A 25,945-nucleotide genomic window follows, 5' to 3' on the forward strand; every position below is an offset into this window, starting at 1 on the left:
GATTAAGGAAATTATATAAGAGAATCAATTAAATGTCAATATTATAAAATGTTTTAATTTTTAAACAATATTTGATTCATTTTTGCTTAAAAGCTACTGCAAAAGCTGCATTCAATCTTTTTTCTCTGATCGTTTGATCAAATAGTTTGCAATAGCATTCCCTATATCCTGAATAGCAATTAATGCTTCCTGCCTGTTCTGTATTCCACTTGTCATTACAGTAACGGCCATAGAGTGTCCGTTGCAAGTGAAATATGCCGCGTCATGATCAATTTCTTCCATTTCACCTGTTTTATTGTAGACCACAACAGGCTGCGTTTTTTCATCAAACAAACCAGGAAGCTTGTCTCTGAATTGTTGATGAAGCATCCAAAATTTGACTTCATCCGGGAACGGATCAACCTTAGAAAAAATACGCCGAATAATTAAATTTGCATCATGTGCACTTATGCGGTTTGTTCGTCCTTTAAGTTGAGCAACCTCATCCATCATTTTGCGTTCTATCTTTGTTTCCGTTAGCCCTTGCTCAGCAATCCAATTCTGGATTTGATCAATTCCAAAAAAATCCAGAATTAAGTTAGTCGCAGTATTATCAGATACGCTAATCATCAGTCCCAAAAGATCTTTTACCGTCCATTCGCGTCCGGATAAAAGCTGAAGAACACCTGACCCCCCAACAATTTTCCCCTTGTCAAACCGAATTGTTTGTTGCAGTTGCGTTTGGTCAATGCGGGGATTCTTGAATGCATAGAACAAAATAGGAAGTTTGATTAGGCTGGCCGACAGCTTTGGAATATTTTCGTTGTAACCAAATACAAACCCATCTGAACCGATTGACTCTATTGATATGTGATCTTTGAGCTCATCAGTAATCGATATGAACGTTTTGCGAAGCTCAGTATCTGCATCATTCATCAATCTAACCCCCTTTTTCTATAGAAGATGTTCAAAATATATGGGAAAATAATAAAGCTTTTATAATATTGCTAATAAACGAATCACAGTGTCAGCTTAGTTTCCAATGCCTAATTTGGACTAGTATCAAGATACAATAGTAGAGTTCAGTGTTTGGCCTAACTCTGATTCATATTGTTAACCTGTTGAGAAGACATGTATAGAATTCCGGTGTATCAATTTGCTAAATTAAAATCATTTGATCGGTTACATCACGCCCGGCTGAATCCACAGCTGTTTCCGATCGGCATCGAGCATGGCGTCAACGCCGAGTGGAACGGAAAAATTCGGAGCACAATGTCCAATGAAAAAGCCGCTGACCACAGGCTTTCCCAGAGATCCTAAATAAGTCCGGATAACTTCTTGGTATGTGAGCGTATCCTTTTTATCGTCCGGTAGATTTTGGTGAATATCGCCGATGATAAATCCGGCTGCTTGATCTAATTTTCCTGTTAGTCTCAATTGATTAAGCATACTGTCAATCCGATAGGGTGCTTCTCCGATATCTTCAATTAAGACCAGTTTATTTTTCATGTTAATCTCAAATGGTGTACCAATTGAGCTGACTAAAAGTGATAAATTGCCACCGACTAGCTTTCCTTCAGCAGTACCGCCATGTAACGTGGAGAGCGGAGACAAATGTTCATCATAGCGCAATGACATGGGTTGAAATAGCTGGGAAAACAACTGTTTTGAGAGCAGCGGAACATCGGGAGCACTGAGATCCGAAGCAAGCATAGGTCCGTGAAAGGTTATCAAATCGGTTTGCTGCCTAATTGCCGTATGTAAATAAGTAATATCGCTATATCCCCAGAAAACTTTCGGATGCTTTCGGATCAAGTCAAAATCAATTCGATCTGCGAATCGTGCAGTACCATAACCGCCTCTTGAACAAATAATCGCACGTACCGTATCATCAGCAAACATCTCATGGAAATCAGCCAACCGTTCTTCATCGGATCCAGCCAAATAACCGTATTTCTTATCTATATTTTTGCCCAAACGAACCCGGAAACCAAGCTGTTTTAACCATTCACATCCCTTCTCAAGTCGCTGCATGTCCGGGGAACCAGCAGGGCTGATCACACCTATTGTATCTCCCTCATATAATCGCCTTGGAATAATCATTGACGTTTCTCCTTTCATGCCCAAACACCACAAAATCCAGTTCAAAATCATTTTGAACTGGATTTTTTCGAGGACGATATAGACAAAGCCTATAGGCTTCTTTTTTGCGTTTGTTTTCCTTGAGCGCATCACTAAAAGCCGCCATTAACGCTTTTTGGCAAGAACCAATATATCTTTGCTGAATATCAAGAACAATTAGAAGATTATTTATCAGTACTCCCAATAAAACAGAGCAAACACATTGCATAGTCAACTGAATCGTCACAAAATAATCAACACTTCTGCCATTTGCTTCACACACCACAATACCCCAAAAAAATGAGTTGAATTGTAAAGCGATCTGATTGATCCGTGTCGGCTTTTCATTGAAAAATAAATAATTCGAATTGTTATAATGAGTCATTACCTTAGTGTCCTTCCTCAGCCACAATCAAGTACCACAAAAGACTAACGGCAGGAATACCGCAGATGACTAAAATCATGAAAATTTATAGGAACAAAATAAGTATATTAGGACTCATTTACTTTGTCAATATTTTAAAAATTGTGCTAAGAACCGACGATGGGATGAATTGGGAAAGTACTTATTAATGAGAACAAAAGTGATCTTTGATCATAATAATTGAGTCGCCAATTTGTCATGTATGAATTACATGCTTAGAGGAAAACTAACAAGAAAAATGCTTAATGATGTAGTGTACATCCACCATCAATCCTAATGTTTAGATTGGAGTTTAAAAATGGTAAGAAGAAAGAGAGCAATTTTAGACTGCTTCGGATCCGCAAGTTTGTCCCATCATCGTCCGGCGGTGGTCGCTTGGTGGTCAGCAGCATTTCCAGGTTTTGGTCATATGCTTTTGGATATGCATATTAAAGGGAATGTCTTATTTCTTTTTGAAATCATTATCAACTTCAATTCAAAATTAAACTTAGCAATGGTTTATTCCTTCGTAGGTGATTACGAACATGCAACAAATGTTCTCAATACGCAATGGGTACTCATCTACATTCCTTTTTATTTTTATTGTATTTGGGACAGCTATCGTACGGCTACAAAATTGAATCTCTTATATACATTACTAAAACTTGAAACATCAAAAATGGGCTTCACAGCTTATCCTGTAAAGGATTAGCACAAAAATAAAAGCAAGAACACCGATAACTCGGTATAATTGAAGTGTCGAATCCCAATTAACCGAGGAGTGTTCATGCCATGAAAAGTATATCACGAAATGACCATCCATCTCTTGGAATTTCTTCTTCAGTCCAGGAATTTTTTACACGATTTCGTTTGAGTCAACTTGCGAGAGCCTCAAACGCCACAAAGGCAAAGGGGGTCCCCTTCCGGGTACTGTTCTGTTATCTCATTAGCACGGTCTTTTCAAACAAGTCAGCGTATCGCGATTATTTGAAGCATCAAAATCAGCTGAACTTCTCGGATAAGACCTTTCGCAACCTGCTCAACAACGGCAAGATTAACTGGCAAAAGTTTCTGATTCTGCTCTGTTGCCGGATCATTCAGTTCATTAAACCCTTGACGGATTCGGCACGGAAGCCTGTGTTCATTGTGGATGATTCCATGTATGAACGCGCCCATGCGAAACGCGTGGAGCTGGCGGCGTTTCAATTCGACCACGCCAACCATCGGCATGTGCGCGGCTTTCGGTTTCTTCAACTAGGCTGGAGTGACGGCAACACTTTTTTGCCGGTCACCTTTTCCTTGCTTTCGGGTCAGAATCAGGTATGCGGTACAAAAGCTGATGCTCGCACCCATTCTGGAAAGCGGAAGCTTCAGGCCCAGCGTAAAGCGCCTGATGTGGTTCGAGAACTGCTTTCTTCTGCCCTGAGGCATGGCGTCCGAGCATCCTATGTTTTGTTTGATTCTTGGTTCTCTAGTCCTAAAATGTTTCAGCAGCTGCGTCAACTTGGCCTTCATACCGTCGCTATGGTGAAACGGTCGAAAAAGGTTTATTACCGGTTCAATGGTCAAATGATGGACGTGAAAGCGATCTTCAACGCTCAGAAAAAACGTCGTGGACGCTCACGCTACCTACTTTCTACCGTTGTAGAAGCGGTTGTTGAGGGAGAGGTCTTACCCCTGAAACTCGTATACGTCCGCAACCGTCGTAAACGCAAAGAGTATCTGGTCTTAGCGTCAACCGATATCCAACTTTCTGAAGATGAAATCATCCAGCTTTATGGAAAACGCTGGTCCATTGAAGTGTACTTCAAGATGTGCAAGCACTATCTTCGACTCGCTAAATACCAGGGTTTGTCTTATGACGGGATTTTTGCGCACACCGCCCTGGTCGCTATCAGTTATTCCCTTCTTGCGGTTCAGCACCGTGAACAGGTGGACGATCGCACTTTGGGTGAGTTGTTTTATTTGATGGTCGATGAGCTTTCGGATGTGACCTTCGTCGAAACGCTTCAGCAGTTGATCGACTTATTTCAAGAAGTTTTCAAAGACGAGTATGTTCTTTCTGAGCAAGCAGTCCATCACATCATCGAAAATTTTCTAGAGAAGCTACCTACCAGCTACCAGAAACAGCTGACAAAAGCGGCGGCCTGACCTAAATTATTCATAGTAATCATAGAGCAGGCAAGGGATGGGTGCGCTTTTTTAACTTTCAAGTTTTAGTACATTAGTTAAAAACCAGCCAGTAGAAATGGACGTGCTTGATTTACGTTCAATAGAAACTTGTTTTTTAGATAAGCGTCTGCCCTGGGCAGCTTCTATTTGGTCACTTTTACTTCCCGGATTGGGACAACTTTATACACGTCGTCTTATTCCCGCAATTTCACTTTTGGCGTGGTCGGTGGCTATTTATGTTAATTGCCATGAACTTCAGAGCATTCAACTGTTCATTATTGACCATGCAGAATTCAACGAGTCGATTCAGTTACTTGATGCTGAATGGTTTCTTTTTATTCCTTCGCTTATTTGGGGCAGTGCTTACGACGCATATTCGAAAACAAGTGAAAGTAATCGCCTTTTCGAGGAAGAACTCAGCACCTATTTACGTCGAGAGTGGGGAGCAAATCGATCACGACTGAATATCTGAGAAAGGGGGCAAAGATCAATGAGCAACATCATCTGCCTATTTCATCCATCACTTTCAGTTGAACTATTATTGACCGAACTTCAAAGAAATAAAATTAAAAAAAGCGATATTTCCTGCTTTGTTTTGAAAGCGCCAACTCAATCAAAACCAAAATCAGGTTATAAAGATCCTACTGAAACAACAAGTTTGGCAGATTTGGGATTTATTTTCGCAACTATTTTCGGAGTCATTGGCGCAAGTGTAGGTTTTCTACTGCCGCTTGGTCCGATCATCTGGGGAATTGCCTCAAGCGTCTTCGGTTTTTTACTCGGTTTTATTATTGATTGCTGTTATACAAAAGTATTGAAACAAAAGCCGCATACCTACATACTCGTTTCGATTGACTGCACCAGCGAGAAGGAATCTTTAATAAAAAAAATAGCGGAAACCCATCAAGTCATTGGGCTTACCGTTATTGAATCATGAGTTGATTTTTCATCTTTTTCTATTTTTTCGCGGCAATTTTTACAATATCCGTAAATTTCAAATTTATGTCCGGTCACTTGAAATTCGGGATCAATTTGTGACAAGTCCTGCATTGGGCACACATCAATGGTTCTCGTTTTACCGCAACGAAGACAAATAAGATGGTGATGATGATGCTCCTTACAATGGAACTGATACATTTTTTCACCGTCAAGCTCCGTTTCTTCAAGAATCATTAAATCTTGAAACAGCGATAAATTACGATAAATTGTATCGAAGCTGATCCCCGGATAATCATCTTTTAACGCAATCTGAATGTCCTTTGCTGAAAGATATCCACCTTTGCGATCAAATAAATCCAATATATCCTCTCGTTTATCTGTATGTTTGTACCCTTTGTTTTTTAATAAAACCATGGCTTCTCGTTTATTCAATGAGAATCACCTCTTTTGTAGCAAATCATTCTTGATCCTTTACAACACAGCATACCATTTTTCACTAAAAAAGCATAATATTCGTTTCCCACGAAAAAAGAGCTTCCCACTTGGAGAAACTCCCTATCCATTTCTTCACCAAAAAAATCCAATTGCCAAAATAGCTGCGATTGATGCTAGTGCGATTGGATATCCCCATCCTCCGCTTCCCCAGAGGAACAAACCAGGACTGTTTGATAAAACACTTCCAGCAGGTTGCAAATATGCAGTCCGTTCGTCAACACGTGTCAGCATGCCTCGATGGACTGAGCCATCATGGCAACGGATTTCAACCGGCTGATTCACTAGACCACAGCACTGAGAATAAATCGATTGATTGGGCACTTTCATTCCCTCCCATTCACTGGTTATTCTCTAATACTGTATGTCTAAGAAGCGCTTGGAGCGGCGGCATTCATCATCATTCCCCCGCCCGTTCTCACCTATTTCTTGATGTACCGGTGCCTCGTATGGTCAATCGTCTGTGCAAGCAGATTCATGACGTGTTCGTCTTCCTCGGAGTAAAAAATGACTTTTCCCTCGCGACGTGATTTAACCAGATGCAGTTGTTTTAAAAAACTAAGCTGATGAGAAACAGTTGATTGCTGCAGAGCTAAAAGATCGGAAATCTCCGAAACAGAACACTCGCGCTGCGAAAGCAAATAGAGAATCCGAACACGCGTCGGTTCAGACACTGCTTTAAAAATTTGGGCCACTGTAGCCAATGTTTTATTATCTAAATCAACCGGTGTTTTATCACTCATCATGATCATCCTAATCGAAACATTTCATGTGACTACCTTAGCAGATTCTGAACAGATCTGTCTATTGATCCATTTCATTGCACAATCATGGCTTACTTTTTCTTCTTTTTTGACCATTGTTCAATGTCCCAAACCCTTGTGATCCATTTTTCATAGAACGAAGGTTCATGGCTTACTACTAAAACAGTGCCGTCATAAACCTCAAGCGCCTTACTCAATGCTTCCTTTGCGAATACATCAAGGTGGTTTGTCGGTTCATCAAAAATCAGGACATTGCTTTTCTGCAGCATCAGTCTTCCAATTCGGACCTTTGTTTCCTCACCGCCGCTCAATGTATCCATCGGTTGCCGCATATGTTCGGCAAATACTCCGCATTGAGCCAGATGCTGACGCAGAACTTTTTCAGGAGTCTCCGGAAATTGTTCCATCATCCATTCCAGTGGCGTTAAATGAGGCGGCGCCGAGAGTTGTGAAAAGTAGCCGGGCATCACACGCTCCCCTTGTTCGGCACATCCTGATATCGGCTTCAACTCGCCAAGCAGCGTTCGGAGAAGCGTGGTCTTTCCAATGCCATTATGTCCGATAATAGCAATCTTCTCGCCGCGCATAATTTTTTCATTAACGCGTGGAAATAAGGGGCGATCATAGCCGACATCAAGATTCTCCGCTGCGAAAATCATTCGTACCGGCTGACGATCCACTTTAAAATGGAAATGCGGCTTTCGCAACTGTGAAGGTGGATCAAGTCGCTCAATTTTGTCTAACTGTTTTTCCCTGCTCTTCGCTTGCTTTGCCGTAGCCGTACGCACCTTGTTTTTCTGAATATAGGTTTCCAGTTTTTTAATTTCTCGTTGTTGCTGACGGAACGCAATCTCTTGCTGTTCCTGCCGCGCTTCATGCTGCTTAAGATAGGATTGATAATTGCCAACATAACGAATCAATTGCTGGTTTTCCAAGTGATAGACATATTGGGCAATTTGATTCAGAAATTGCGTGTCGTGGGAAATCACAATGAAAGCATGTGAATAGGCGTTGAGATAATTTGTCAGCCAATTAATATGAACAACATCGAGATAGTTCGTCGGTTCGTCAAGCAGCAGTACATCCGGGTTTTCAAGCAGTAACTTTGCAAGACACAATTTGGTCAACTGACCTCCGCTCAATTGTGTTACGTCTTTTTCAAGTCCGATTGCCGATAATCCTAACCCATCAGCCATCTCATGAATCTTTGCGTCGATAGTGTAAAAATCGTTTGCCAGTAAAAGCTCCTGTAGCTGGCCGTATTCGTCAATATAGGAAGGATCCGCATTAGGTTCCTGCATTTTGACAGCAAGTTCATTCATCGTGCGTTCTGCGTCAAACAGTTCTTTAAACGCATCTTGCAGGCTTTCATAAATGCTCTTTCCTTTGCCAAAATTTAGATGTTGCTCAATAACACCGATTTTTAAGTCCTTCCTCTTGCTGATGCCTCCATTATCCGGCAATAATTCACCAAGCAGCAATTTAAGAAAGGTAGATTTTCCGGCACCATTATGACCGACCAGTGCGATATGTTCGCCCTCCATCAGCCTGAAATTCATATCTTGATAAATCAATTTGTCTCCATAAGAAAAAGCGACATCCTTCGCTTCAATAAGTAACATAAGTTCACTCCTCTGATTTGCGGCCGATCAAGAAGCGAGCAGATAGACAGGATATTTTTCGATCCGCATAAAAAGGAGCGAAGCATTGACGCTTCGCCCCTTTTAGTTCGACTTTCAACCGTCAGAAACAGAAACATCCCTTATCTATTGTCACAACCAATTGGCCTTTTTAACATTCGATGAGCACAGACCTCACCCGTATCAAGCCAATTTAAGTTGCAGACAATCAGATAAAATCATTGATATTTCCACTCCCCTTGTAAATACTTTTTCATTTTATACCTAATTTTGATGAAAAGCAATTCGTCACTGACGCAAAACAAGTTCAATCTCATGTTCAATGGGAATACCCTCTTCGTTTGCAGCAGGAATTGACGGCTTCAATATTCTTGCTTTAGACACCGCACCCAGATGAAGTGATGACAGTGTGAATCCCATCTTTTGATAAAAAAACAACGCATGTATATTATCGTTCGTTGTTGTCACCCTAAGCGAACATTCGTTTTTGGTTAACTGCACCATCTCATTGATCAGCGCTGAACCAATACCTTGATTCTCAATAAAACTGTTCAAAGAGATGATTTCTATTCCTTTCGCATCTTGTCTGTATGTCAGCATACCTGCGACTTGGTCGTTGGCAAAAGCCAATAGGCCCGGCAATGTCAGCATATCAATTAATTCACCGTGAATGGCCATCGCGGGCCCATTCCAATATTTTGCGAGAAGATTTTTAACTTCTGTTCTGTCCTTTTTTTCAATCTTTCTTATTTGAATGTACAAGTCTTCATCTCCTTGACTTTCCAATAGTACTGACTCAAAAAAATTGATCATGTGCCCATTTTAAGGCATTTGCCTACCCATTTTCACGGTATCTGCATAGTTTAGATATAGGCCATTGTTTTACTATACTTTGCGCGGAATTACTTTGCCGGCAAGGAATTGATTATAGGAGGAACGAACATGTCATATCCAAGCTATTGGGAAAATCTGGTCAATCAACCTGTAGAAATACAGTGCAATGACGGATCAGTTCACGTTGGAATTATTGAATCGTTTGACCAGGACAATGTATATTTAAAGCCCCTGACCAATGATCAGCAGACGCCAAATGAACGACCTGACGAAACGCGAAACGGTGATGAAAGGTTCTTCGGTTTTGGCCCTCAGGCGTTTCTGGGAGGCTTTGCCGGCGGATTGCTCGGTGTCGGGCTCAGTTCAATTATCGGTGTTCGGCCTTGCCCTTACTGCCCTCCAAGACCATTTTATGGACCGGGACCAGGTCCTCGTCCCCCATATGGCGGCGGATTCTATGGACCGGGACCAGGACCGTTTTTCTATTAATCACTGCCCTATCCAGTTTCGCACACCCAATTGGCGGTGTGCTTTTTCTTTGAAAACAAACAAAAAGAGAATCGGCTGATGCCGATTCCCATCTTACTATTGCATAAATTACTTCAAGTTTAAAACAGTGACACGTTCACGAGACATAGACAAGAGACTGTGGTGGATTCCCTGAACACCCATGCCGGATGCCTTTACTCCAAGGAATGGGAAGTGATCCGGGCCACGTTCCGTACGTCCATTAATCTGAACCGTTCCAGCTTCAACTTGCCGAGCCACTGCAAGAGCACGGTCGATATCCTGTGAAAAAATACTTGCTTGTAGACCAAATTCCGATTTGTTTGCAATTTCAATTGCTTCCTCATCAGATTTTACACGAATAATCGGTAATACAGGACCAAAAGGTTCGATCCAAGCGATATCCATATCTTCGGTGACGTTATCCAAAAGTGTAGGATAAATCAGATTTTCCTTGCGCTCATTGCCGATTACGAGAGTGGCTTTTTTTGCGAGCGCATCATCGATCAGACCTTGAACGAAGTCTGCAGACTTGTCATCGATCAGCGGAACGATCGTGCTGTCTTTTTCCGGAGAACCGACAGTCAGCTTTTCAATTTCCGCTTTCAGCCGCGAAACAAGTTCATCGGCAACTTTTTCGTTTACGAGCACGCGCTTGATTGCCGTGCATCGTTGACCTGAGTACGAAAAAGCACCATTCATAATGCTTTTGACAGCTACATCCATATCTGCGTCATCACAAACAAGTGCCGGGTCCTTTCCGCCAAGTTCAAGTACAAGCGGAATCATTGCTGTTTGTTTTGACAGATGGCGGCCGGTTGCTGAACCGCCTGTAAAACTGATCATGTTAATTCCTTTATGTTCAACTAAATAATCGCCAATAACCGATCCACGGCCGGTCGTCAAGCTAAGGAGTCCTTTTGGAAGGCCCGTTTTATCTAGTGCCTCAATCATCTTAATACCGCTGATTGAGCCTTGAGTAGCCGGTTTAAAAATAACAGCATTACCGGTCATTAATGCTGGAGCAATTTTGGAGGCTGCAAGGTTAACGGGATAGTTAAACGGAGCGATGGCCAGCACTACACCTAATGGCGCTCTTTCAACGATTCCGATTTTCTTTTGATCGCCGCCTGGGAATCCATCGCCCTTCAAGCTTTCACCATGCATGTGCAATGCTTCCTGTACAGTGTAACGGATCAAGTCTGCTGTACGTACAACTTCTTTCTGAGCATCCTTAAATCCCTTACCTACTTCCTGCATTACTGCTTTGGCAATTTCTTCACTATTCTTTACCAACTCATCGGCCCATTGGTCAAGGTAAGCACCGCGTTCACTCTGCGTCAGCTTCGCCCAGTCTTTTTGTGCAGCATGTGCTGCAGTTATTGCTTCATCCACTTCATCCTGTGTGACCGCTTGAACATAACCGATCGTTTCTCTCAGGTAAGGGGATTGAATGGCAATCGTCTCGCCGGATGAACTTTTTTTCCATTCACCATTGAGGTACGCCATGTAGGTGGTCAATTCTGATACATTAGAAGCCATACCTGTTCATTCTCCTTTTTTTGTCAACTTTTTTCTTTATCGCCATTGTCATATATGCCGTAAAAAAATTACGTCAAAACAAGTGCTCAAATTGACAATTATTTTCGTTCACCCATTACAGCAAAACAATAAGATTTTCAATGAGTACTCATCTTTTAACAGTTTCATTTTCGCATGAAAAGTTCATAATTTCCAATCTTCTGCTCACTGTCGGTATGATCCGTTCATTCAAAAAACATGCATTAGATTTATCTTACATGTTTATTATAAGTATTTAAAGCAATTTCATATATTTGTCAAGAAAATAAATTTACTTGAACGCACAAAACAATCTTATTTATGCAATTCTTCATTAAATTTGCAGGTCGAATTTCAATGGGCCATTTACAAAAATATCTTTTCAAAATCAGAAAACGAATATGATTAACAAATAGTTTGAACTGCTTTGCCATGAATATGTAACAAGATCCAATCTGAATAGAGAATAGCATCACGAACTCAGAACTCTGTTGGGCTGATTGCCAAGCTATGTTTTTTCTTAATGACTGTTCAGAATACAAATAAGTAAAACAGGAGGCTCCTCCATTAGGAGCCTCCCTTCAGCAGTCACTGCCTTGCAGGAAACGATATCGGTTTGCCAGCGGGGCACAAATTAATGCCAGAACAATAATTGGAAGCCATGCGATCAAAAAAATAAAAAAGGCGGCAAAATGTTTGATTTGCCACGCACGCCAGAACGGGAGCAGGCCAAGCAGGGAACCCATGATCAATCCGATTAATCCATAAGAAAGCAAAAGATGCAGCCATGAAATGATCATTTTTATCAACTCCGTCACTCTTTTTAACAGTTTATGCATACTGAAAAAAGAAGTGAAAGCTGATAATTACATGAACTTCTTAATCACGCGCGTTCATAGATACAGAACGTGTGGGGAAATCGATTGTTACGATCCATAACCCCTTCCGTACTTCGTAATAACCGCCAATTTTGCTTTTGAAAACCAGAAAAATATGTGTCGCCCTCAAATTCTGCGTCAATATGAGTGATATAAAGGCGATCTGCATAAGGCAAGAAAGCTTTAAAAATACCCGCACCGCCAATAATAAAGCATTCACGCCCAAATGCCGTACCGCTTTTTAAAAAGCTCTCTACCGACGAAAAGCACTTAACTTGATTCTGATTAAACTCCGGATTGTGCGTTAAAACGATATTCTCCCGTCCGGGAAGCGGTTTCCCGATGGAATCATACGTCTTCCTTCCCATGATGATCGGGTGACCCATCGTCGTCTGCTTAAAATAGCGCAGATCGTCCGGCAGATGCCACGGCAACTGATTCTCTCTTCCGATCAGCTGATTTTGATCCATAGCAACTAAAAAGGAAATCATACTGACACCTTGCCTTTAATTGCAGGATATGGATCATAGCCGAGAAACTGGAAATCATCATAGTCGAAATCAAAAATAGATGAAACTTTACGGTTAATTGCTAGCTTAGGAAGATCTCTTGGCTTACGTTCAAGCTGTGTTTTTACTTGATCGAGATGATTAAGATAAATATGAGCATCCCCAAAAGTATGTACGAACTCGCCAACCTCTAGCCCTGTAACATGAGCAATCATATGCGTTAACAATGCATAGGAAGCAATGTTAAACGGCACACCAAGGAACAGATCCGCACTGCGCTGATAAAGCTGACAGCTCAACCGTCCGTCATTAACATAGAATTGAAACAAGCAATGGCAAGGCGGCAGCGCCATATTAGGTATGTCTAAAGGATTCCATGCCGTGACAATCAATCGACGGGAATCCGGGTTTTTTTTAATTTCATTGATTACATTTGTTATCTGATCAATGGTTTCGCCATTTTTTCCTGGCCAAGATCGCCACTGATGACCGTAAACCGGGCCGAGATCGCCATGTTCATCTGCCCATTCATTCCATATCCGAACGCCGTGTTCCTGAAGATACTTGATATTCGTATCTCCCTTTAGAAACCACAGTAGTTCATAAATGATTGATTTATAGTGCAGTTTCTTTGTCGTCATTAATGGAAATCCGTCCTGCAAATTGAAACGCATCTGATAGCCAAAGATGCTGATTGTTCCGGTGCCGGTCCGATCACTTTTTTCATGACCTTCAGACAGTATTTTACGGCAAAGATTTAAATATTGTTCCACAGATGATCCCCCGCTTTTCGATTACTAATTCTCAGTTTAACATAATCATTTCTTTTCAGAAATAACAGTGAATGTTTTTCTTGTTCCTATTGTCGAATCATTAGACGGATCTGAATGGAATGCCCGTTGAGACGCACGAATAATTCATTGATACGCACATAAGCTTGATACAAGGTTTACTACATTGGAGGTAATTGCGATGAGCGCTGAAAAGCAGCAGAACAATCCATTAAACCAGTTGAGGCGTCAGCAGCCTGACGCCCTCATCGATGAATGGAATCACATCTGCCAAACCGATCAAGAGCAGGCATTCACCATGATTAATGATCCCGGATTGGAATTTCCGGTTCTTTTTATGCTTAGAGACCAAGTAGAAACGCGCGGTAATGCGTTAACCCCTCGTGCTCGTATCGCTTTGGCGCAAATACGTAATGTGCTCCATGGTGCAGATTTAGGAAACAACCATCCTGCCTCATTTGCAGACCAGCATGATGAAGTAGTCGAATCCATGTACTGGATACTGAATACCGGATGGAAAAACATTGTGTCGACCGACTACACACAAGTTATTGACCAAACGGCAATTAATCTTTTGCATACGTATCATGAAAATTGGCTAAAGGGAATGGTTGATCTGGTCATTTATCGTTATAAAAATAAAAGCCAGCGCCATTATTTAATCAGTGCCATGTGGGAGACGGCAAATCCTCTATGTCTTGTCTATCTATCAAACTACTTCTTATCCGATCAATCCGTTGAAAGCAATTATGCGCGTAAAATGCTTGCCTTTATTCCGGAAGTCCGTCATTCCCTTGATAATCAATCGGCACTGCTCGCCTTTGAAACCTGGTATGAAGAAAACGCCCACTATTTAGTTTATACGGGTGAAACAAATGATGCTGTTCCCGGAGGACGTCCATATAGGATCCATTATAGTGCAAAATATCTTGGAAAATCAGTTTCCTCCCGCAGTGGTGAACCTATTCAGGCGCTTTTGCCTAACGAAAAAAAGAACTATTTCGACTTTCTTAAATTACAGCCCCGCCTGCAAACGAGTTTGTCAGCCTACTCCATACGTTTAAGAAAACAGCAGCCGAAAATTTGGCGATCCTGGGTGGTTCAGCCGCTGAAAGATCAGCTTCAATCCATCAACACTGCTGCACATGGGGGGTATTATCTATGATCATTGCGGCAAACCAGCAACTCTCAGCCGACGATTATGGAAGTTTCGCCTCAAACGGCCGATTCGCACCAGTCATATTCAGAGCCATGGCGGAATCGCATGAGTGGTTTGCTTATCCGTCACGTCATGAACTGAATTTTGAAATCAAACTCAGAAATGAGACCATTGAAGCCGCGCATGCCCTCCTTGCAAGCCGCGCATCCTTTGCGACTTTCTATTACTCGGAGTGCAATGATTACTACTGGACATTAACAGGAGACGGCGGATTTGAATTGAAGCCTGGAGTACCGGCATCACAAGCTGTTAATGACATTTTTGTTAACGGTGAAGCCTATGCATTCGAATGTGCAACAGCAATGATGATTATTTTTTATAAAGCATTAATCGATACAATTCCAGCCGAGCGATTCAACGAGGTCTTTCAACACCTCTATTTATGGGATTGGCAAAATCATCCCTTCTTCCCACTAAGAAACATACCGCGTGTCGGAGGAGGGATTCCGGGTGATGTACGCTATTTTAAAAATCCAGATGTCAGTCCGCAAACACCTCAATGGCAAGGTGAAAATGTCGTTGATCTATCAGATGAAATGTATTTCGGTCATGGGGTTGGTATCTTGCCGGCAAGTCAAATGATTGCCGAATTAAATCAATATCGGCGTCCCGGTGCTGTTACCTCTGCATTTCTTATGAGCAATGCGACACGACCTAACTATTTATCATTGTCCGCACTCGCAGATGGCACGCAGATGGATGGAATTCGAATTGCTGCCGGAACTTCGTTTTACTCCTTTTGATGAGTGTACAGCTGCCTTGGCAGCAGTAATGTAATACAAAGCACGATCAATGCCAAGACCATGAACACCATAAACAGATGATGGATGCCAAGCATGAGAATTTCACGAAGCACGTGCAGCACAGTTAATTGCAGCTGTTCGTGACCCTGAGGATGGACAAGTTGATTTAATTGATCAACCGAATATTCAGATTCGCCTTTTTCAGAAATTGCACGAGCTGCCTGCGCATTGAAATACATGCCAAAAAAAGCAGCACCGATTGTTTGCCCAATACTGCGAAAAAATTGATTCGATGCCGTAACCGCACCGCGCATCTTTTTTCCTGCGGCAGACTGTGCGGCAATCGTTGTCAGTGTTAAAGTGATGCCAAAACCTAACCCAAGTATCGCAGTAATTATATAGAGTACAAACGGCTCGCTTCCAAAACGAAGCGTTGTCAGCCAAACAGTGCCGATGAGAAGAAATAGAGCACCGACACTCACGCTTTTCCGCAGTCCGAATTTTGGCATCAGCCGACCGCATAAAAAGGATCCGGACATCCAAGCAAGGGACATAGGTGTCAATACAAATCCGGATGCAGTTGCACTGTATCCAAGTAATCCTTGAAGCCACATTGGCATATAGATATCGTTGCCAATAAGGATTGCGCTTGCAATCAGTGCAATTAGATTGGTAAAGAACACGACCGGCATTCTTAAAAGTGTGAGCGGAATCATTGGATCTTCTGCATGCTTTTCAATAAACAAGAACAATCCAATCAGCACAACTGATAAGCTGATGAACATAATATTTATGAAATCATTCAAACCGCTCTCTCCGATACGCTGTAGCGCAATAAGCAGCAGGATCATGCTCATTGCGAACACCCCCGCCCCGACAAAGTCAACCGACTTGCGTTCGTGATTCCAATCTTCGTGAAGACCGAATTGCACAAGAAGAATTGTTAATGCGCCGAAAGGCAGATTAATAAAGAAAATCCAATGCCAGGATAAAATGTCGACGAAGAATCCTCCTACGAGAGGACCCAAGATTCCTGCCACACCCCAGATCATCCCCATCATTCCGAACATTTTTGCTCGTTTTTCTACAGGATATATATCTCCGATTATGGTCGTGCTGAGTGTCATTACAGCACCGGCGCCAATGCCTTGAATTCCGCGGAAGACAATTAATCCTTGCATGTTCCAAGCAAATCCGCACAGGACAGAGCCAATTAAGAAAAGAAGCGTACCAATGAAAAAAATCTTCTTTCTGCCGAAAAGATCTGACAACTTCCCAAATAGCGGCACAGTAACTGCAGATGTGAGCATGAAAATGGAAAAGACCCAATCCATAAAGCGTATTCCTTGTAAATCACCAATTATTTTGGGCATCGCCGTGCTGACTATTGTTCCCTCAATGGCTGTCAGAAGGGTACCGATCATTAATCCGGCAAGTACCACATTTTTATTTGTTTCCCTCTTGCCCATAACGTCCTCCTTTGAATCTCCTTACTGAGAATCAGATCATTCCATTGTAAAATATGAGAGCAAATAGCGCAATTTAAGATTTCCAAATAAACATTTCTTTTCTAAGACAAAAAAAGAACCTATACAGGCTCTTTTCAACTGAGTAAAAATACTTCACCTATTTAATTTTTCTAGAATTCGATTAATCTTTTCATTTAATCGCTGATATTCTTCAGAACTCTTCAAACGATCGGCAGCTTCATTCAATTCTTGTTTCACATGCTCAATTTCCTTCTTAACCGTTTCTGTGACAGGCTCCTCATTGGTCTGCTCATCATCATTTGCCATATTGACATGCACACGTATTTTTGATAAATCTTTCAAACTCTTCTTCACTTTCTTTAATTGCCTATTTAATTTATCTTGAACGGAAAATGAATGATCACTCTCATCCAAGTTTAGCTCTTCTTTTAAAGCATCTTGCAAAATTCGTGAATAATTCAGATCCGCTTCCTTCGCAGCATCGTCCAGCCATTTAGGTATCGTCAGCGTCTTTTTCACTGCTTGGTTTTCCATCTTTTTTCGAAATGGCGGCATCCATGTTTCAATAAGCGTTACAAGTTGACCTTGGCCGCTGTGAATAGCGGCAACCTCTGAGGGAACAGGAGGTTGCTCCCCTTTTTCCTCAAGTGCATAAATAAATAACGCAAGGGCTTCTTTTCCGTTCGCAAATCCTTCTTCGACACTCTTTGCTTCTGCCGAGCAGCCGGGTAAATCCGGAAAAGTTATTGTCAACTGTTCTCCGTTATTTGTAAATACCGCCGGATAAATATATTGATCTTTACTCACATTGATCACCTCAAATAAATTATAACACGTATTTCACACGTGTAAAATACATAGTCAATACGTATTATTTTTGGGAAGTGATTTCACATCGGCGAACTGCATAATCTTTAAAGAAAGATTTTATTAAAAAAACCGGGCAGTTTGTCCGGTTTTTTATGCAATCATTCATCTTATATTATCGTTGCTGGATGCGGTTCATGCGTATGTTGAACAGTATAGCGATTTCTCGGATGGTGATCGCAAGCATCGCTGCACGAACGATGATGCGTCTTCTCGCATTCCTCGCAGCAGATAAACTGTTTGTTACATTCCGGATTGGCACAATTGACAATTCGATCACAGGACTTGCCGCAATGTGCGCAATGACCGACGATTACGTCCTCATCGGTTCGATTAACGGGGACAGAAATACGCTGGTCAAATACATAGCATTTCCCGTCATAGCTCTTCCCTTGAACTTCAGGGTCCTTTCCGTATTCGACAATGCCGCCATCCAGCTGACTGACATCTGTGAACCCGGCACGCAGCAAATAGCCACTGAATTTTTCACAACGGATACCGCCGGTGCAATAGGTCAGCACTTTTTTATCTTTATAATCTGATAAGTTTTTTTCAATCCAATTAGGAAGATCCCTGAAGTTGCGAATATTCGGCAATATTGCATCATGAAAATGGCCGATTTGCGTTTCATAATCATTCCGTGCATCAATAAGGAGCACATCTTCATTTTGCATTTCTTTGTAAAATTCTTTTGGCTTTAAGTGTTTTCCAGTCATCTTATGCGGGTCTATATCATCATCTAACTTCAACGCAACAATTTCTTTGCGTGGCCGCACGTGCATTTTTTTAAACACATGTCCATCTGTCTCATCAATTTTAAAGGGCATATCTTTAAAACGCGGATCCTGATGAAGCGTATCCATATATGTTTGTGTTTGCTCTACTGTTCCGGACACTGTCCCATTCAGGCCCTCCTTGCCGACTAGGATACGCCCTTTCAACCCAAGCTCTTTGCAAAAATGTAAATGTTCCTCTGCAAACAATTTCGGATCTTCAATTGTGACATAGTGGTAATAGAGCAGTACACGATATGGTCTTCTTTCAGTCAATTGGTTCACCTCATTTATAATCAACGGCTTTTTACCATTCAAAGCCAAGTTTTTCTTTGTATATCCTATCAGATTTAATTAACTGTGACAATTATCACACCACTAATAATTCCCGGACTCACACAAAATTCACCTGTTGATCGCCATCATAGCGGCATACAGTCCCAAAAAACACGGGCAGTATTATTTTGAAGGTGAAATGTTATGTGTATTCTGTTAAGGTTACGATAGGAAAAAGTAAAGGTGAGGAAATAGTAATGGATTATGATGTGATTGTTGTTGGCGGCGGGCCATCAGGATTAATGGCGGCAATTACCGCTGCAGAGCACGGTGCCCGTGTCATGCTGCTCGATAAAGGAGACAAGTTAGGAAGAAAGTTGGCGATTTCTGGCGGCGGCCGCTGCAATGTAACAAACGCTATGCCCATAGATGAATTGATTAAGCATATTCCCGGCAATGGCCGATTTTTGTACAGTGCCTTCTCGTCATTTGATAATCAGGATATTATCCGTTTTTTTGAACAGCTTGGCGTTGGACTGAAGGAGGAAGACCATGGACGCATGTTTCCAATTTCCAATAACGCGAAATCAGTCGTCGATGCGCTCTTAAAACGCATGGACGATTTGAAGATCACGCTAAACATACACACGCCGATTCAAGCCGTTCTTTATTCCGACCATGTCGAAGGTGTTAAAACATTGGACGGCAAAAAGTACTCATCGGATTCGGTCATTGTTGCTGTCGGAGGAAAGTCAGTGCCTCAAACCGGTAGTACTGGAGATGGCTATGCTTGGGCAAAAGCGGCCGGACATACGATTACTGAACTCTATCCTACTGAGGTACCGCTTACCTCGAACGAACCGTTTATTCAACAAAAAACACTTCAGGGTCTATCTTTAACTGATGTTGCCGTGACTTTAGTTAACCCCAAGGGAAAGGCCATACAAACTCACCGTTGGGATATGATTTTTACTCATTTTGGTCTGTCAGGACCAGCAATTTTGCGACTAAGCCAATTTGTTGTTAAAGCATTAAAAAAGTTTAAGACACCGGATGTTATCGTTACCATTGACAGCAAACCTGATCTGAACAGCGACATGTTACGCAGCCTGCTGCTGAACCTAACTGAATCCAATCCGAAAAAAGCGCTTAAAAATGTTTGGAAAGGTATCATCCCTGAACGCTACTTGATGTTTCTTTTTGAACAGATTCATCTATCACCGGATTTGAATTTTCACGAGCTAGCTAAAGAAGATATTCGAAAAATGGCAGAAGCATTAAAACAATTTCCTATCCATATTTCAGGTACTTTATCCATTGAGAAAGCATTTATTACGGGTGGCGGTGTCTCGCTTAAAGAAGTCAACCCCAAAACTATGGAATCAAAAAAAATGCCCGGTTTGTATTTTTGCGGGGAGATTCTCGATATTCATGGCTATACTGGCGGTTATAATATTACCTCTGCATTTGTCACCGGTCATGCAGCTGGGACAGCTGCAGCAGAACGCGTTTCTGAACTTTAATGATATCTTGTTAATAGAATTCACCAAATCAAACAAACCAGTGCCTATTTTGGCACTGGTTTGTTTAAATTTCTTATTGATCGTCAATCCAATTAGAATAAACCGATTACTTTTCCATTTTGATCAATATCCATATTTAGAGCTGCGGGCTGTTTTGGCAAACCAGGCATGGTCAATACATTTCCTGTCATGACAACAATAAATCCTGCACCGACTGACACTTTAAGTTCACGAACATGGATGGTGAAATCTTTTGGCCTTCCAAGTAATTTCGGATTATCAGATAGTGAATATTGTGTTTTTGCTATGCAGACAGGAAATTGATCCCAGCCGTTTTTAATGAATGCTTTTATTTGTTTCTTTGCTTTCGAGGAAAATTCAACATCTTTTCCGCCATACACCTTCGTAACAACCGTTTGAATTTTTTTCTCAATAGAGTCCGTTAAATTGTACAGCGGTTTAAAATGGTTTTCTTGGTTTTCAATAGTATTGACAACCAATTGTGCAAGCTCTTTACCGCCTTCTCCGCCACATTCCCAAACATTCGCCAAGGCAACAGGATGGTTATTTGTACGGCACCAATTTTCAACATAAGCAACTTCGCGATCCGTATCAAAAATGAAGTGATTGATTGCCACAACATAGGGCAAACCAAATGATTTAATCGTGTCAATATGGCAAGCGAGATTTTCCATTCCGCGTGCAAGTGCATCGACATCCTCGTGCTTCAATTCGTCCTTGGTCAATCCGCCATGCATCTTTAGCGCGCGAATAGTCGCCACAATAACAACAGTGCTCGGCTTGAAATGTCCTGCACGTGTCGTAATGTCCAGAAACTTTTCTGCACCTAAATCTGCACCAAATCCAGCTTCTGTAACCACATAATCGCCAAGTTTTGCACCCATTTTCGTAGCGAGTACACTGTTACAACCATGAGCGATATTGGCAAATGGACCGCCATGAACGAATGCCGGTGTATTTTCCAAGGTTTGGACGAGGTTTGGATGAATAGCATCTTTAAGCAGTAATGTCAATGCACCCTCAACTTTTAAGTCTCTGACAAATACTGGTTTTCTTTCGTAAGTGTAGGCGATCAGCATGCTGCCGAGCCTTTTTTTCAAATCTTCAAGATTCACTGATAGGCAGAGAATTGCCATGATTTCGGAAGCAACTGTTATGTCAAAGCCGTCCTCGCGCGGTACACCATTTGTAACGCCGCCAAGCCCAACGATCACATGTCTGAGTGCACGATCATTTAAGTCAAGTACACGTTTCCAAACGATTCGGCGCGTATCAATATTGAGCGCATTCCCTTGATGAATATGATTATCCAGAAAAGCCGCTAAGGCATTGTGAGCCGTAGTAATTGCATGAAAATCACCAGTAAAATGAAGATTTATATCTTCCATTGGCACGACCTGTGCATAACCTCCGCCAGCTGCCCCGCCTTTCACACCCATTGTCGGACCAAGCGATGGTTCACGTAGTGCAATTACCGTCTTTCGACCGATTTTATTCAATGCTTGTCCCAGTCCAACTGTAACTGTGGATTTTCCTTCTCCGGCTGGCGTCGGATTGATAGAGGTTACTAAAATAACTTTTCCTTCAGGATAACCACTCATTTTATTCAGCGTATCCGCGGATACCTTTGCCTTGTAGCGTCCGTAAGGTTCCCAGTCACTCTCATCCAAGCCCAGCTGATCAGCAATGTCTCCAATCGGTTTAAGCATTGCATTTTGGGCTATCTCAATATCTGATTTCACCGTTTTTGACGTTTCTGACATTCTTTTTATCACCCATCCAATAATAAAATTGTCCAGCCATTTTTTCCTTTATTATGATAACATAATGTGAGCGAAGCTAAAACGACAGGTTACGATTTCACGTGACAAAATTAAGTTTGTACGAAGTAGAGGACGTGACTGATGTGATTGAAATCTCATTTGATGGTGCTGCGATCAGCAATCCTGGCCTTGCAGGAGGCGGGATCTATATAAATGAAGGAAACGGAAAGGAAATTCGTCGTTCGCTGCCATTCGGCGTACTTACTAGCAATCATGAGGCGGAGTTCGCCGCTTGTGTCGCTGCGATGCATTATGCCCTTGAAATGGGTTATAGAACAGTCTCGTTTCGTACCGATTCGCAACTCGTCAACGAAGCCATAGAAAAACGCCATGTTAAAAACGAGCAGTTTATTCCTTATCTTAATGAAGCGTTGCCCTTAGTTGATCGCTTCGACCTGTTCTTCTGCAAATGGATTCCCGATAAACAAAATAAAAATGCTGATGCGCTCGCTCGACTCGCAATCCAAAAACAAATGCGTGCAAAACAAAAAAAGGAGGCTGATTCATGACTCTTAAACGTGTACTCTTCGCCGATTCTGCTTTACTTGGAATTACATTTGTATGGGGCACAACATTCATTATTGTGCAAAATATTCTTAACCAACTAACACCGTTGACCTTCAATGCCTGGAGATTTTTTTTCGCTGCCCTTTTCCTTATCTCATGGCAATTTTTCACTTCTAAGAAACGTAAGTCTGCGAATGTCCTCTACAGTTGGAAATTAATTGGTTCTGGAGCGCTTCTTGGCGGTTTTTTGTTTGCAGGTTATGTGTGCCAAACGATTGGTCTTCTTTATACATCCGCATCCAATGCCGCATTCATTACCGGATTAAGTGTCGTACTTGTCCCCATTTTTTCAGCAATTTTATTACGAAACGCACCGCATAAAGCAGCGGTCATTGGTGTGATTTTCGCCGCTGTCGGACTGTTCTTTTTAACCACAAGAGGTCAGTTTTCTCTCAACAAAGGTGATGTCATCGTCTTGGTCAGTGCTGTCACATTTGCTCTGCATATTATTTTCACAGCAAAAGTTACCGAACAATTCAACAGCCTATCATTAACCATCGTTCAACTTGCTTTTGTTGCCCTATTCGCTTTTATTACAGGTTATATTTTCGAAGGCGGAGAGGCATTTAATTTACATATCTTATTCCAGGGTGATGTGATTATCGTCGTTCTATTTATGGCACTCTTTGCAACGGCATTTGCCTTTCTTCTTCAGACAGCTCTGCAAAAGGAAACGCCTGCAACCCATGTCGGGATCATTTATATTATGGAACCTGTATTTGCTGCATGGACTTCTGTTCTGTTCCAAAATGCTCGTTTTGGTCCAAGCGAATTAACCGGATCGCTGCTTATTCTGCTCGGTATGCTCCTTGCTGAATGGCCTACTGGCGGACAAACGATTGAAAAGCAGCACTAGGGCTTAACAAATCAACTGGTTGGAGCATATAAAAAACGGACTCGCATTAATCGAGTCCGTTTTTTAATAACCTGTGAAAACAAATGAATGACGTGGGGAAAAAAGATGAATCGTTCACCCTTGACTGACAACCACCATTCGTTTCCTTCTATTAAACCCGCGCATATATAGAGTATCAGCGGGTTAATGCCGTATATTCCGTAGTGAGCTTCATAAAAAGTGCTTCGTTCCTTGAATCCAAACTTTCATCAATCTTCTCTCGTAAATTCTTCACTTTTTGATTGAATTCCATTTCATCAAGGATCATCTGGGCATACATTTCGACAACTGAGACCTTCGCCTGCTGTTCTTTGTATACAACAAGCGCCTTCGTATTATCCTGGAAAGAGTGATCATTGTTCATCTTTATTGCCCCCTTTGCACTTTTTATTATTCTACACTACTTTTCTGAAAGTTACAACCATTTAGATTAATTTTCTTTCTTTTTTTCTAATTATTTTGATTAATTTGGTTATATTTAACAGTTAAAACAAAATCAAACAATAAAAAAAAGAAGCCTATACGGCTTCTTCAGAATGATCAACATTATTGATTAATAACGTTGCGATTTTTGTTTACTTCTTCCCCTATTATTATTACCTTGGCGGTGATCACGTTCCCGTGAATGGTAAGAATTTCTTCCTTTTCCGCCTCGTTGTTGACGACCAGAAGAACGCTTTACCATCAACGGTTGCTCACGTGTCAGACGCACTGGAGTCGTATCTGGTTCTTTGGTAATAAGCTTTAACGCAGCAGCTACAAGATCAGCCGCATCAAAATCGTCAAGCAGTCCTTGCGCTTTTGAGGCGTAAGCATGATAATTTCCGGATTCGAGTGTCTCCTTTAAATTATCAATTGCCAATTTTTGTTGACCGGCTAGTGCTTCTTCATAGCTCGGTGCATTAATTTGCTTCATCGGTTGCTTTGTCAAGCGTTCGATGGAACGAAGATGTGGAAATTCGCTCGGTGTAATAAACGTAAGTGCCATACCGGTTTTGCCGGCACGTCCGGTACGTCCGATTCTGTGTACATAGCTTTCCGGATCTTGTGGAAGATCAAAATTGTAGACATGTGTCACATTGCTGATGTCCAGACCGCGAGCAGCGACATCTGTTGCAATCAGAAGTTTGACTTCATTTTGTTTAAAACGGCGAAGCACAAGGTCACGCTTTGATTGTGTTAAATCACCGTGGATTCCTTCCGCTTCATAACCGCGTTTTTGCAATGCTCTCATTAATTCATCAACCCGACGTTTTGTGCGTCCAAAGACGATTGCACGTTCAGGTGTTTGAATGTCCAGGAAGCGAGTCAGAGCATCAAACTTTTCTGCTTCTCTAACCTTTACATAATTTTGTTCAATTAATGATACTGTCAGCGTTTTTGCTTTAACTTGAACCTTTTGCGGTTCGTGCATAAACTTTTCTGCAAGCAGCTGAATTGGTCTCGGCATTGTTGCTGAGAACAGAAGCGTCTGACGATTTTGCGGAGTGCTTTCCAAAATTTCATGGATATCTTCAATAAAACCCATGTTCAGCATTTCATCTGCTTCATCAAGAACAATCATCTTAATTTGATCTAAACGGATTGTCCTTCTTTTAATATGGTCGAGTAAACGGCCTGGTGTTGCGGAAATGATGCTCGGACGCCTTTTTAAATCGCGGATCTGTCTTTGAATATCCTGTCCACCGTAAATTGCGACTGTTCTAACCTTTTTATAAAAGCCTAGAGCACTAAGCTCCTGAGCATTCTGAATCGCAAGTTCACGCGTAGGTGTAATCACCACGCCTTGAATATCCGTATCCTGAGGATCCGCCGCCTCGATCATTGGAATACCGAAAGCAGTTGTTTTTCCTGTGCCGGTTTGTGCTTGACCAATTAAATCTACACCTGTTTCAGCAACCGGAATCGCCTGCTCTTGAATAGGAGTCATATCTGTAAATCCCATTCTTTCGGTCGCCTTTTTGATTTCTTCACTAATTTTAAGTTCTGCAAATTTCATTAAGCTATACTATCTCCTTTTATCCTGTTTAGTTTTATCAAACAAATGATTAGGCATTCCCCGCGGCGGACGGAAAATGCCTACTAAACATTGAACGAGATTTCATCATTGTTTTCAAAAGTAAACCTCTTCCATCCCTATGATTACCTAAACACATAAA

At 41.7% G+C, this 25,945-nt stretch carries 28 protein-coding genes; 10 read left to right on the forward strand and 18 right to left on the reverse strand.

The genetic code is table 11. The features are described from left to right. Positions 1-111: 111 nt before the first annotated feature. From AC1MBV_RS01355 to AC1MBV_RS01365, 3 genes are all read right to left on the reverse strand, one after another. Entirely contained in the window at positions 112-915 is an 804-nt protein-coding gene (locus tag AC1MBV_RS01355) for a serine hydrolase (protein ID WP_480947397.1), read from the reverse strand. A 246-nt stretch (positions 916-1,161) separates the two neighbouring features. Then, entirely contained in the window at positions 1,162-2,082 is a 921-nt protein-coding gene (locus AC1MBV_RS01360) for a S66 peptidase family protein (protein WP_255746501.1), read from the reverse strand. Continuing rightward, positions 2,057-2,485, reverse strand: a complete 429-nt coding sequence (locus tag AC1MBV_RS01365; protein ID WP_255746499.1) for a DUF3870 domain-containing protein — start codon at positions 2,483-2,485, stop codon at positions 2,057-2,059. The genes AC1MBV_RS01360 and AC1MBV_RS01365 overlap by 26 nt, the downstream gene beginning before the upstream one ends. A gap of 337 nt (positions 2,486-2,822) precedes the next feature. Here AC1MBV_RS01365 and AC1MBV_RS01370 point away from each other — a divergent pair, with 337 nt between their 5' ends. The 4 genes from AC1MBV_RS01370 to AC1MBV_RS01385 all read left to right on the forward strand — a co-directional run bounded on the left by AC1MBV_RS01370 (position 2,823) and on the right by AC1MBV_RS01385 (position 5,612). Continuing rightward, positions 2,823-3,215 (forward strand): hypothetical protein, encoded by a 393-nt coding sequence (locus tag AC1MBV_RS01370; protein ID WP_480947398.1) that lies wholly within the window; start codon positions 2,823-2,825, stop codon positions 3,213-3,215. Positions 3,216-3,295: 80 nt separating this feature from the next. Next, positions 3,296-4,654 (forward strand): IS4 family transposase, encoded by a 1,359-nt coding sequence (locus tag AC1MBV_RS01375; protein WP_255749780.1) that lies wholly within the window; start codon positions 3,296-3,298, stop codon positions 4,652-4,654. Between the two features lie 97 nt (positions 4,655-4,751). Then, positions 4,752-5,147, forward strand: coding sequence for a hypothetical protein (locus AC1MBV_RS01380; protein WP_480947399.1), 396 nt, complete (start codon positions 4,752-4,754; stop codon positions 5,145-5,147). Positions 5,148-5,165: 18 nt separating this feature from the next. Beyond that, positions 5,166-5,612, forward strand: coding sequence for a hypothetical protein (locus AC1MBV_RS01385; protein WP_255746496.1), 447 nt, complete (start codon positions 5,166-5,168; stop codon positions 5,610-5,612). On the opposite strand, the gene AC1MBV_RS01390 is transcribed toward AC1MBV_RS01385, so the two are convergent. The 5 genes from AC1MBV_RS01390 to AC1MBV_RS01410 all read right to left on the reverse strand — a co-directional run bounded on the left by AC1MBV_RS01390 (position 5,579) and on the right by AC1MBV_RS01410 (position 9,323). Beyond that, on the reverse strand, positions 5,579-6,046 hold the full coding sequence (locus tag AC1MBV_RS01390; protein WP_255746495.1) for a Fur family transcriptional regulator: 468 nt from the start codon (positions 6,044-6,046) through the stop codon (positions 5,579-5,581). The two genes, AC1MBV_RS01385 and AC1MBV_RS01390, sit on opposite strands and share 34 nt — an antisense overlap. Before the next feature lie 135 nt (positions 6,047-6,181). Then, on the reverse strand, positions 6,182-6,430 hold the full coding sequence (locus AC1MBV_RS01395) for a hypothetical protein (RefSeq protein ID WP_480947400.1): 249 nt from the start codon (positions 6,428-6,430) through the stop codon (positions 6,182-6,184). Between the two features lie 98 nt (positions 6,431-6,528). Further along, entirely contained in the window at positions 6,529-6,849 is a 321-nt protein-coding gene (locus AC1MBV_RS01400; RefSeq protein ID WP_255746493.1) for an ArsR/SmtB family transcription factor, read from the reverse strand. 92 nt (positions 6,850-6,941) lie between these two features. Further along, positions 6,942-8,492 carry an ABC-F family ATP-binding cassette domain-containing protein gene (locus AC1MBV_RS01405; RefSeq protein WP_255746492.1) on the reverse strand — a complete coding sequence of 517 codons (1,551 nt, stop codon included), beginning with the start codon at positions 8,490-8,492 and terminating at the stop codon, positions 6,942-6,944. Positions 8,493-8,798: 306 nt separating this feature from the next. Continuing rightward, complete coding sequence (locus AC1MBV_RS01410) at positions 8,799-9,323, reverse strand: GNAT family N-acetyltransferase (protein WP_480947401.1); 525 nt, start codon at positions 9,321-9,323, stop codon at positions 8,799-8,801. A 129-nt stretch (positions 9,324-9,452) separates the two neighbouring features. Between AC1MBV_RS01410 and AC1MBV_RS01415 the strand changes: the two genes are divergently transcribed. Further along, positions 9,453-9,833, forward strand: a complete 381-nt coding sequence (locus AC1MBV_RS01415) for a hypothetical protein (protein WP_255746490.1) — start codon at positions 9,453-9,455, stop codon at positions 9,831-9,833. 108 nt (positions 9,834-9,941) lie between these two features. On the opposite strand, the gene AC1MBV_RS01420 is transcribed toward AC1MBV_RS01415, so the two are convergent. The 4 genes from AC1MBV_RS01420 to AC1MBV_RS01435 form a co-directional block, all read right to left on the reverse strand. Next, complete coding sequence (locus AC1MBV_RS01420) at positions 9,942-11,393, reverse strand: NADP-dependent glyceraldehyde-3-phosphate dehydrogenase (protein WP_255746489.1); 1,452 nt, start codon at positions 11,391-11,393, stop codon at positions 9,942-9,944. Between the two features lie 599 nt (positions 11,394-11,992). Then, entirely contained in the window at positions 11,993-12,211 is a 219-nt protein-coding gene (locus AC1MBV_RS01425) for a hypothetical protein (protein WP_255746488.1), read from the reverse strand. A gap of 83 nt (positions 12,212-12,294) precedes the next feature. Further along, positions 12,295-12,780 carry a dihydrofolate reductase gene (locus AC1MBV_RS01430; protein ID WP_255746487.1) on the reverse strand — a complete coding sequence of 162 codons (486 nt, stop codon included), beginning with the start codon at positions 12,778-12,780 and terminating at the stop codon, positions 12,295-12,297. Next, complete coding sequence (locus AC1MBV_RS01435) at positions 12,777-13,571, reverse strand: thymidylate synthase (protein ID WP_480947402.1); 795 nt, start codon at positions 13,569-13,571, stop codon at positions 12,777-12,779. The genes AC1MBV_RS01430 and AC1MBV_RS01435 overlap by 4 nt, the downstream gene beginning before the upstream one ends. A 199-nt stretch (positions 13,572-13,770) precedes the next feature. On the opposite strand from AC1MBV_RS01435, the gene AC1MBV_RS01440 reads away from it, so the two are divergent. Both AC1MBV_RS01440 and AC1MBV_RS01445 read left to right on the forward strand, forming a co-directional pair. Beyond that, entirely contained in the window at positions 13,771-14,754 is a 984-nt protein-coding gene (locus AC1MBV_RS01440; protein WP_255746485.1) for a hypothetical protein, read from the forward strand. Then, entirely contained in the window at positions 14,751-15,551 is an 801-nt protein-coding gene (locus AC1MBV_RS01445; RefSeq protein ID WP_255746484.1) for a protein-glutamine gamma-glutamyltransferase, read from the forward strand. The genes AC1MBV_RS01440 and AC1MBV_RS01445 overlap by 4 nt, the downstream gene beginning before the upstream one ends. Here the strand turns inward: AC1MBV_RS01445 and AC1MBV_RS01450 are convergent. From AC1MBV_RS01450 to trhO, 3 genes are all read right to left on the reverse strand, one after another. Further along, positions 15,539-17,020: an MDR family MFS transporter gene (locus AC1MBV_RS01450; protein WP_255746483.1), complete on the reverse strand. Its 1,482-nt coding sequence runs from the start codon at positions 17,018-17,020 to the stop codon at positions 15,539-15,541. The genes AC1MBV_RS01445 and AC1MBV_RS01450 overlap by 13 nt on opposite strands. Before the next feature lie 153 nt (positions 17,021-17,173). Next, positions 17,174-17,848, reverse strand: a complete 675-nt coding sequence (locus tag AC1MBV_RS01455; protein ID WP_255746482.1) for a type II toxin-antitoxin system HicB family antitoxin — start codon at positions 17,846-17,848, stop codon at positions 17,174-17,176. A gap of 170 nt (positions 17,849-18,018) precedes the next feature. Continuing rightward, a complete protein-coding gene (trhO, locus tag AC1MBV_RS01460) occupies positions 18,019-18,957 on the reverse strand; it encodes an oxygen-dependent tRNA uridine(34) hydroxylase TrhO (RefSeq protein WP_255746481.1) in 939 nt (312 codons plus the stop codon). Positions 18,958-19,214: 257 nt separating this feature from the next. Between trhO and AC1MBV_RS01465 the strand changes: the two genes are divergently transcribed. Continuing rightward, positions 19,215-20,480 carry a BaiN/RdsA family NAD(P)/FAD-dependent oxidoreductase gene (locus AC1MBV_RS01465; protein ID WP_255746480.1) on the forward strand — a complete coding sequence of 422 codons (1,266 nt, stop codon included), beginning with the start codon at positions 19,215-19,217 and terminating at the stop codon, positions 20,478-20,480. A 92-nt stretch (positions 20,481-20,572) separates the two neighbouring features. On the opposite strand, the gene AC1MBV_RS01470 is transcribed toward AC1MBV_RS01465, so the two are convergent. After that, positions 20,573-22,264, reverse strand: a complete 1,692-nt coding sequence (locus AC1MBV_RS01470) for a formate--tetrahydrofolate ligase (RefSeq protein WP_255746478.1) — start codon at positions 22,262-22,264, stop codon at positions 20,573-20,575. Between the two features lie 143 nt (positions 22,265-22,407). Between AC1MBV_RS01470 and AC1MBV_RS01475 the strand changes: the two genes are divergently transcribed. Further along, the gene (locus AC1MBV_RS01475) at positions 22,408-22,833 is read left to right on the forward strand and encodes a reverse transcriptase-like protein (RefSeq protein ID WP_255746628.1); all 426 of its coding nucleotides are present in this window, start codon (positions 22,408-22,410) and stop codon (positions 22,831-22,833) included. Continuing rightward, complete coding sequence (locus tag AC1MBV_RS01480) at positions 22,830-23,747, forward strand: DMT family transporter (protein WP_255746476.1); 918 nt, start codon at positions 22,830-22,832, stop codon at positions 23,745-23,747. Before AC1MBV_RS01475 ends, AC1MBV_RS01480 begins: the two co-directional genes overlap by 4 nt. Positions 23,748-23,922: 175 nt before the next feature. Here the strand turns inward: AC1MBV_RS01480 and AC1MBV_RS01485 are convergent, their stop codons facing one another. Both AC1MBV_RS01485 and cshA read right to left on the reverse strand, forming a co-directional pair. After that, positions 23,923-24,150 (reverse strand): IDEAL domain-containing protein, encoded by a 228-nt coding sequence (locus tag AC1MBV_RS01485; RefSeq protein ID WP_255746474.1) that lies wholly within the window; start codon positions 24,148-24,150, stop codon positions 23,923-23,925. Positions 24,151-24,339: 189 nt separating this feature from the next. Then, positions 24,340-25,785 carry a degradosome RNA helicase CshA gene (cshA, locus tag AC1MBV_RS01490; RefSeq protein WP_255746473.1) on the reverse strand — a complete coding sequence of 482 codons (1,446 nt, stop codon included), beginning with the start codon at positions 25,783-25,785 and terminating at the stop codon, positions 24,340-24,342. Positions 25,786-25,945 lie beyond the last annotated feature (160 nt).

Source organism: Sporolactobacillus sp. PKPK-6 (genome assembly GCF_056678885.1).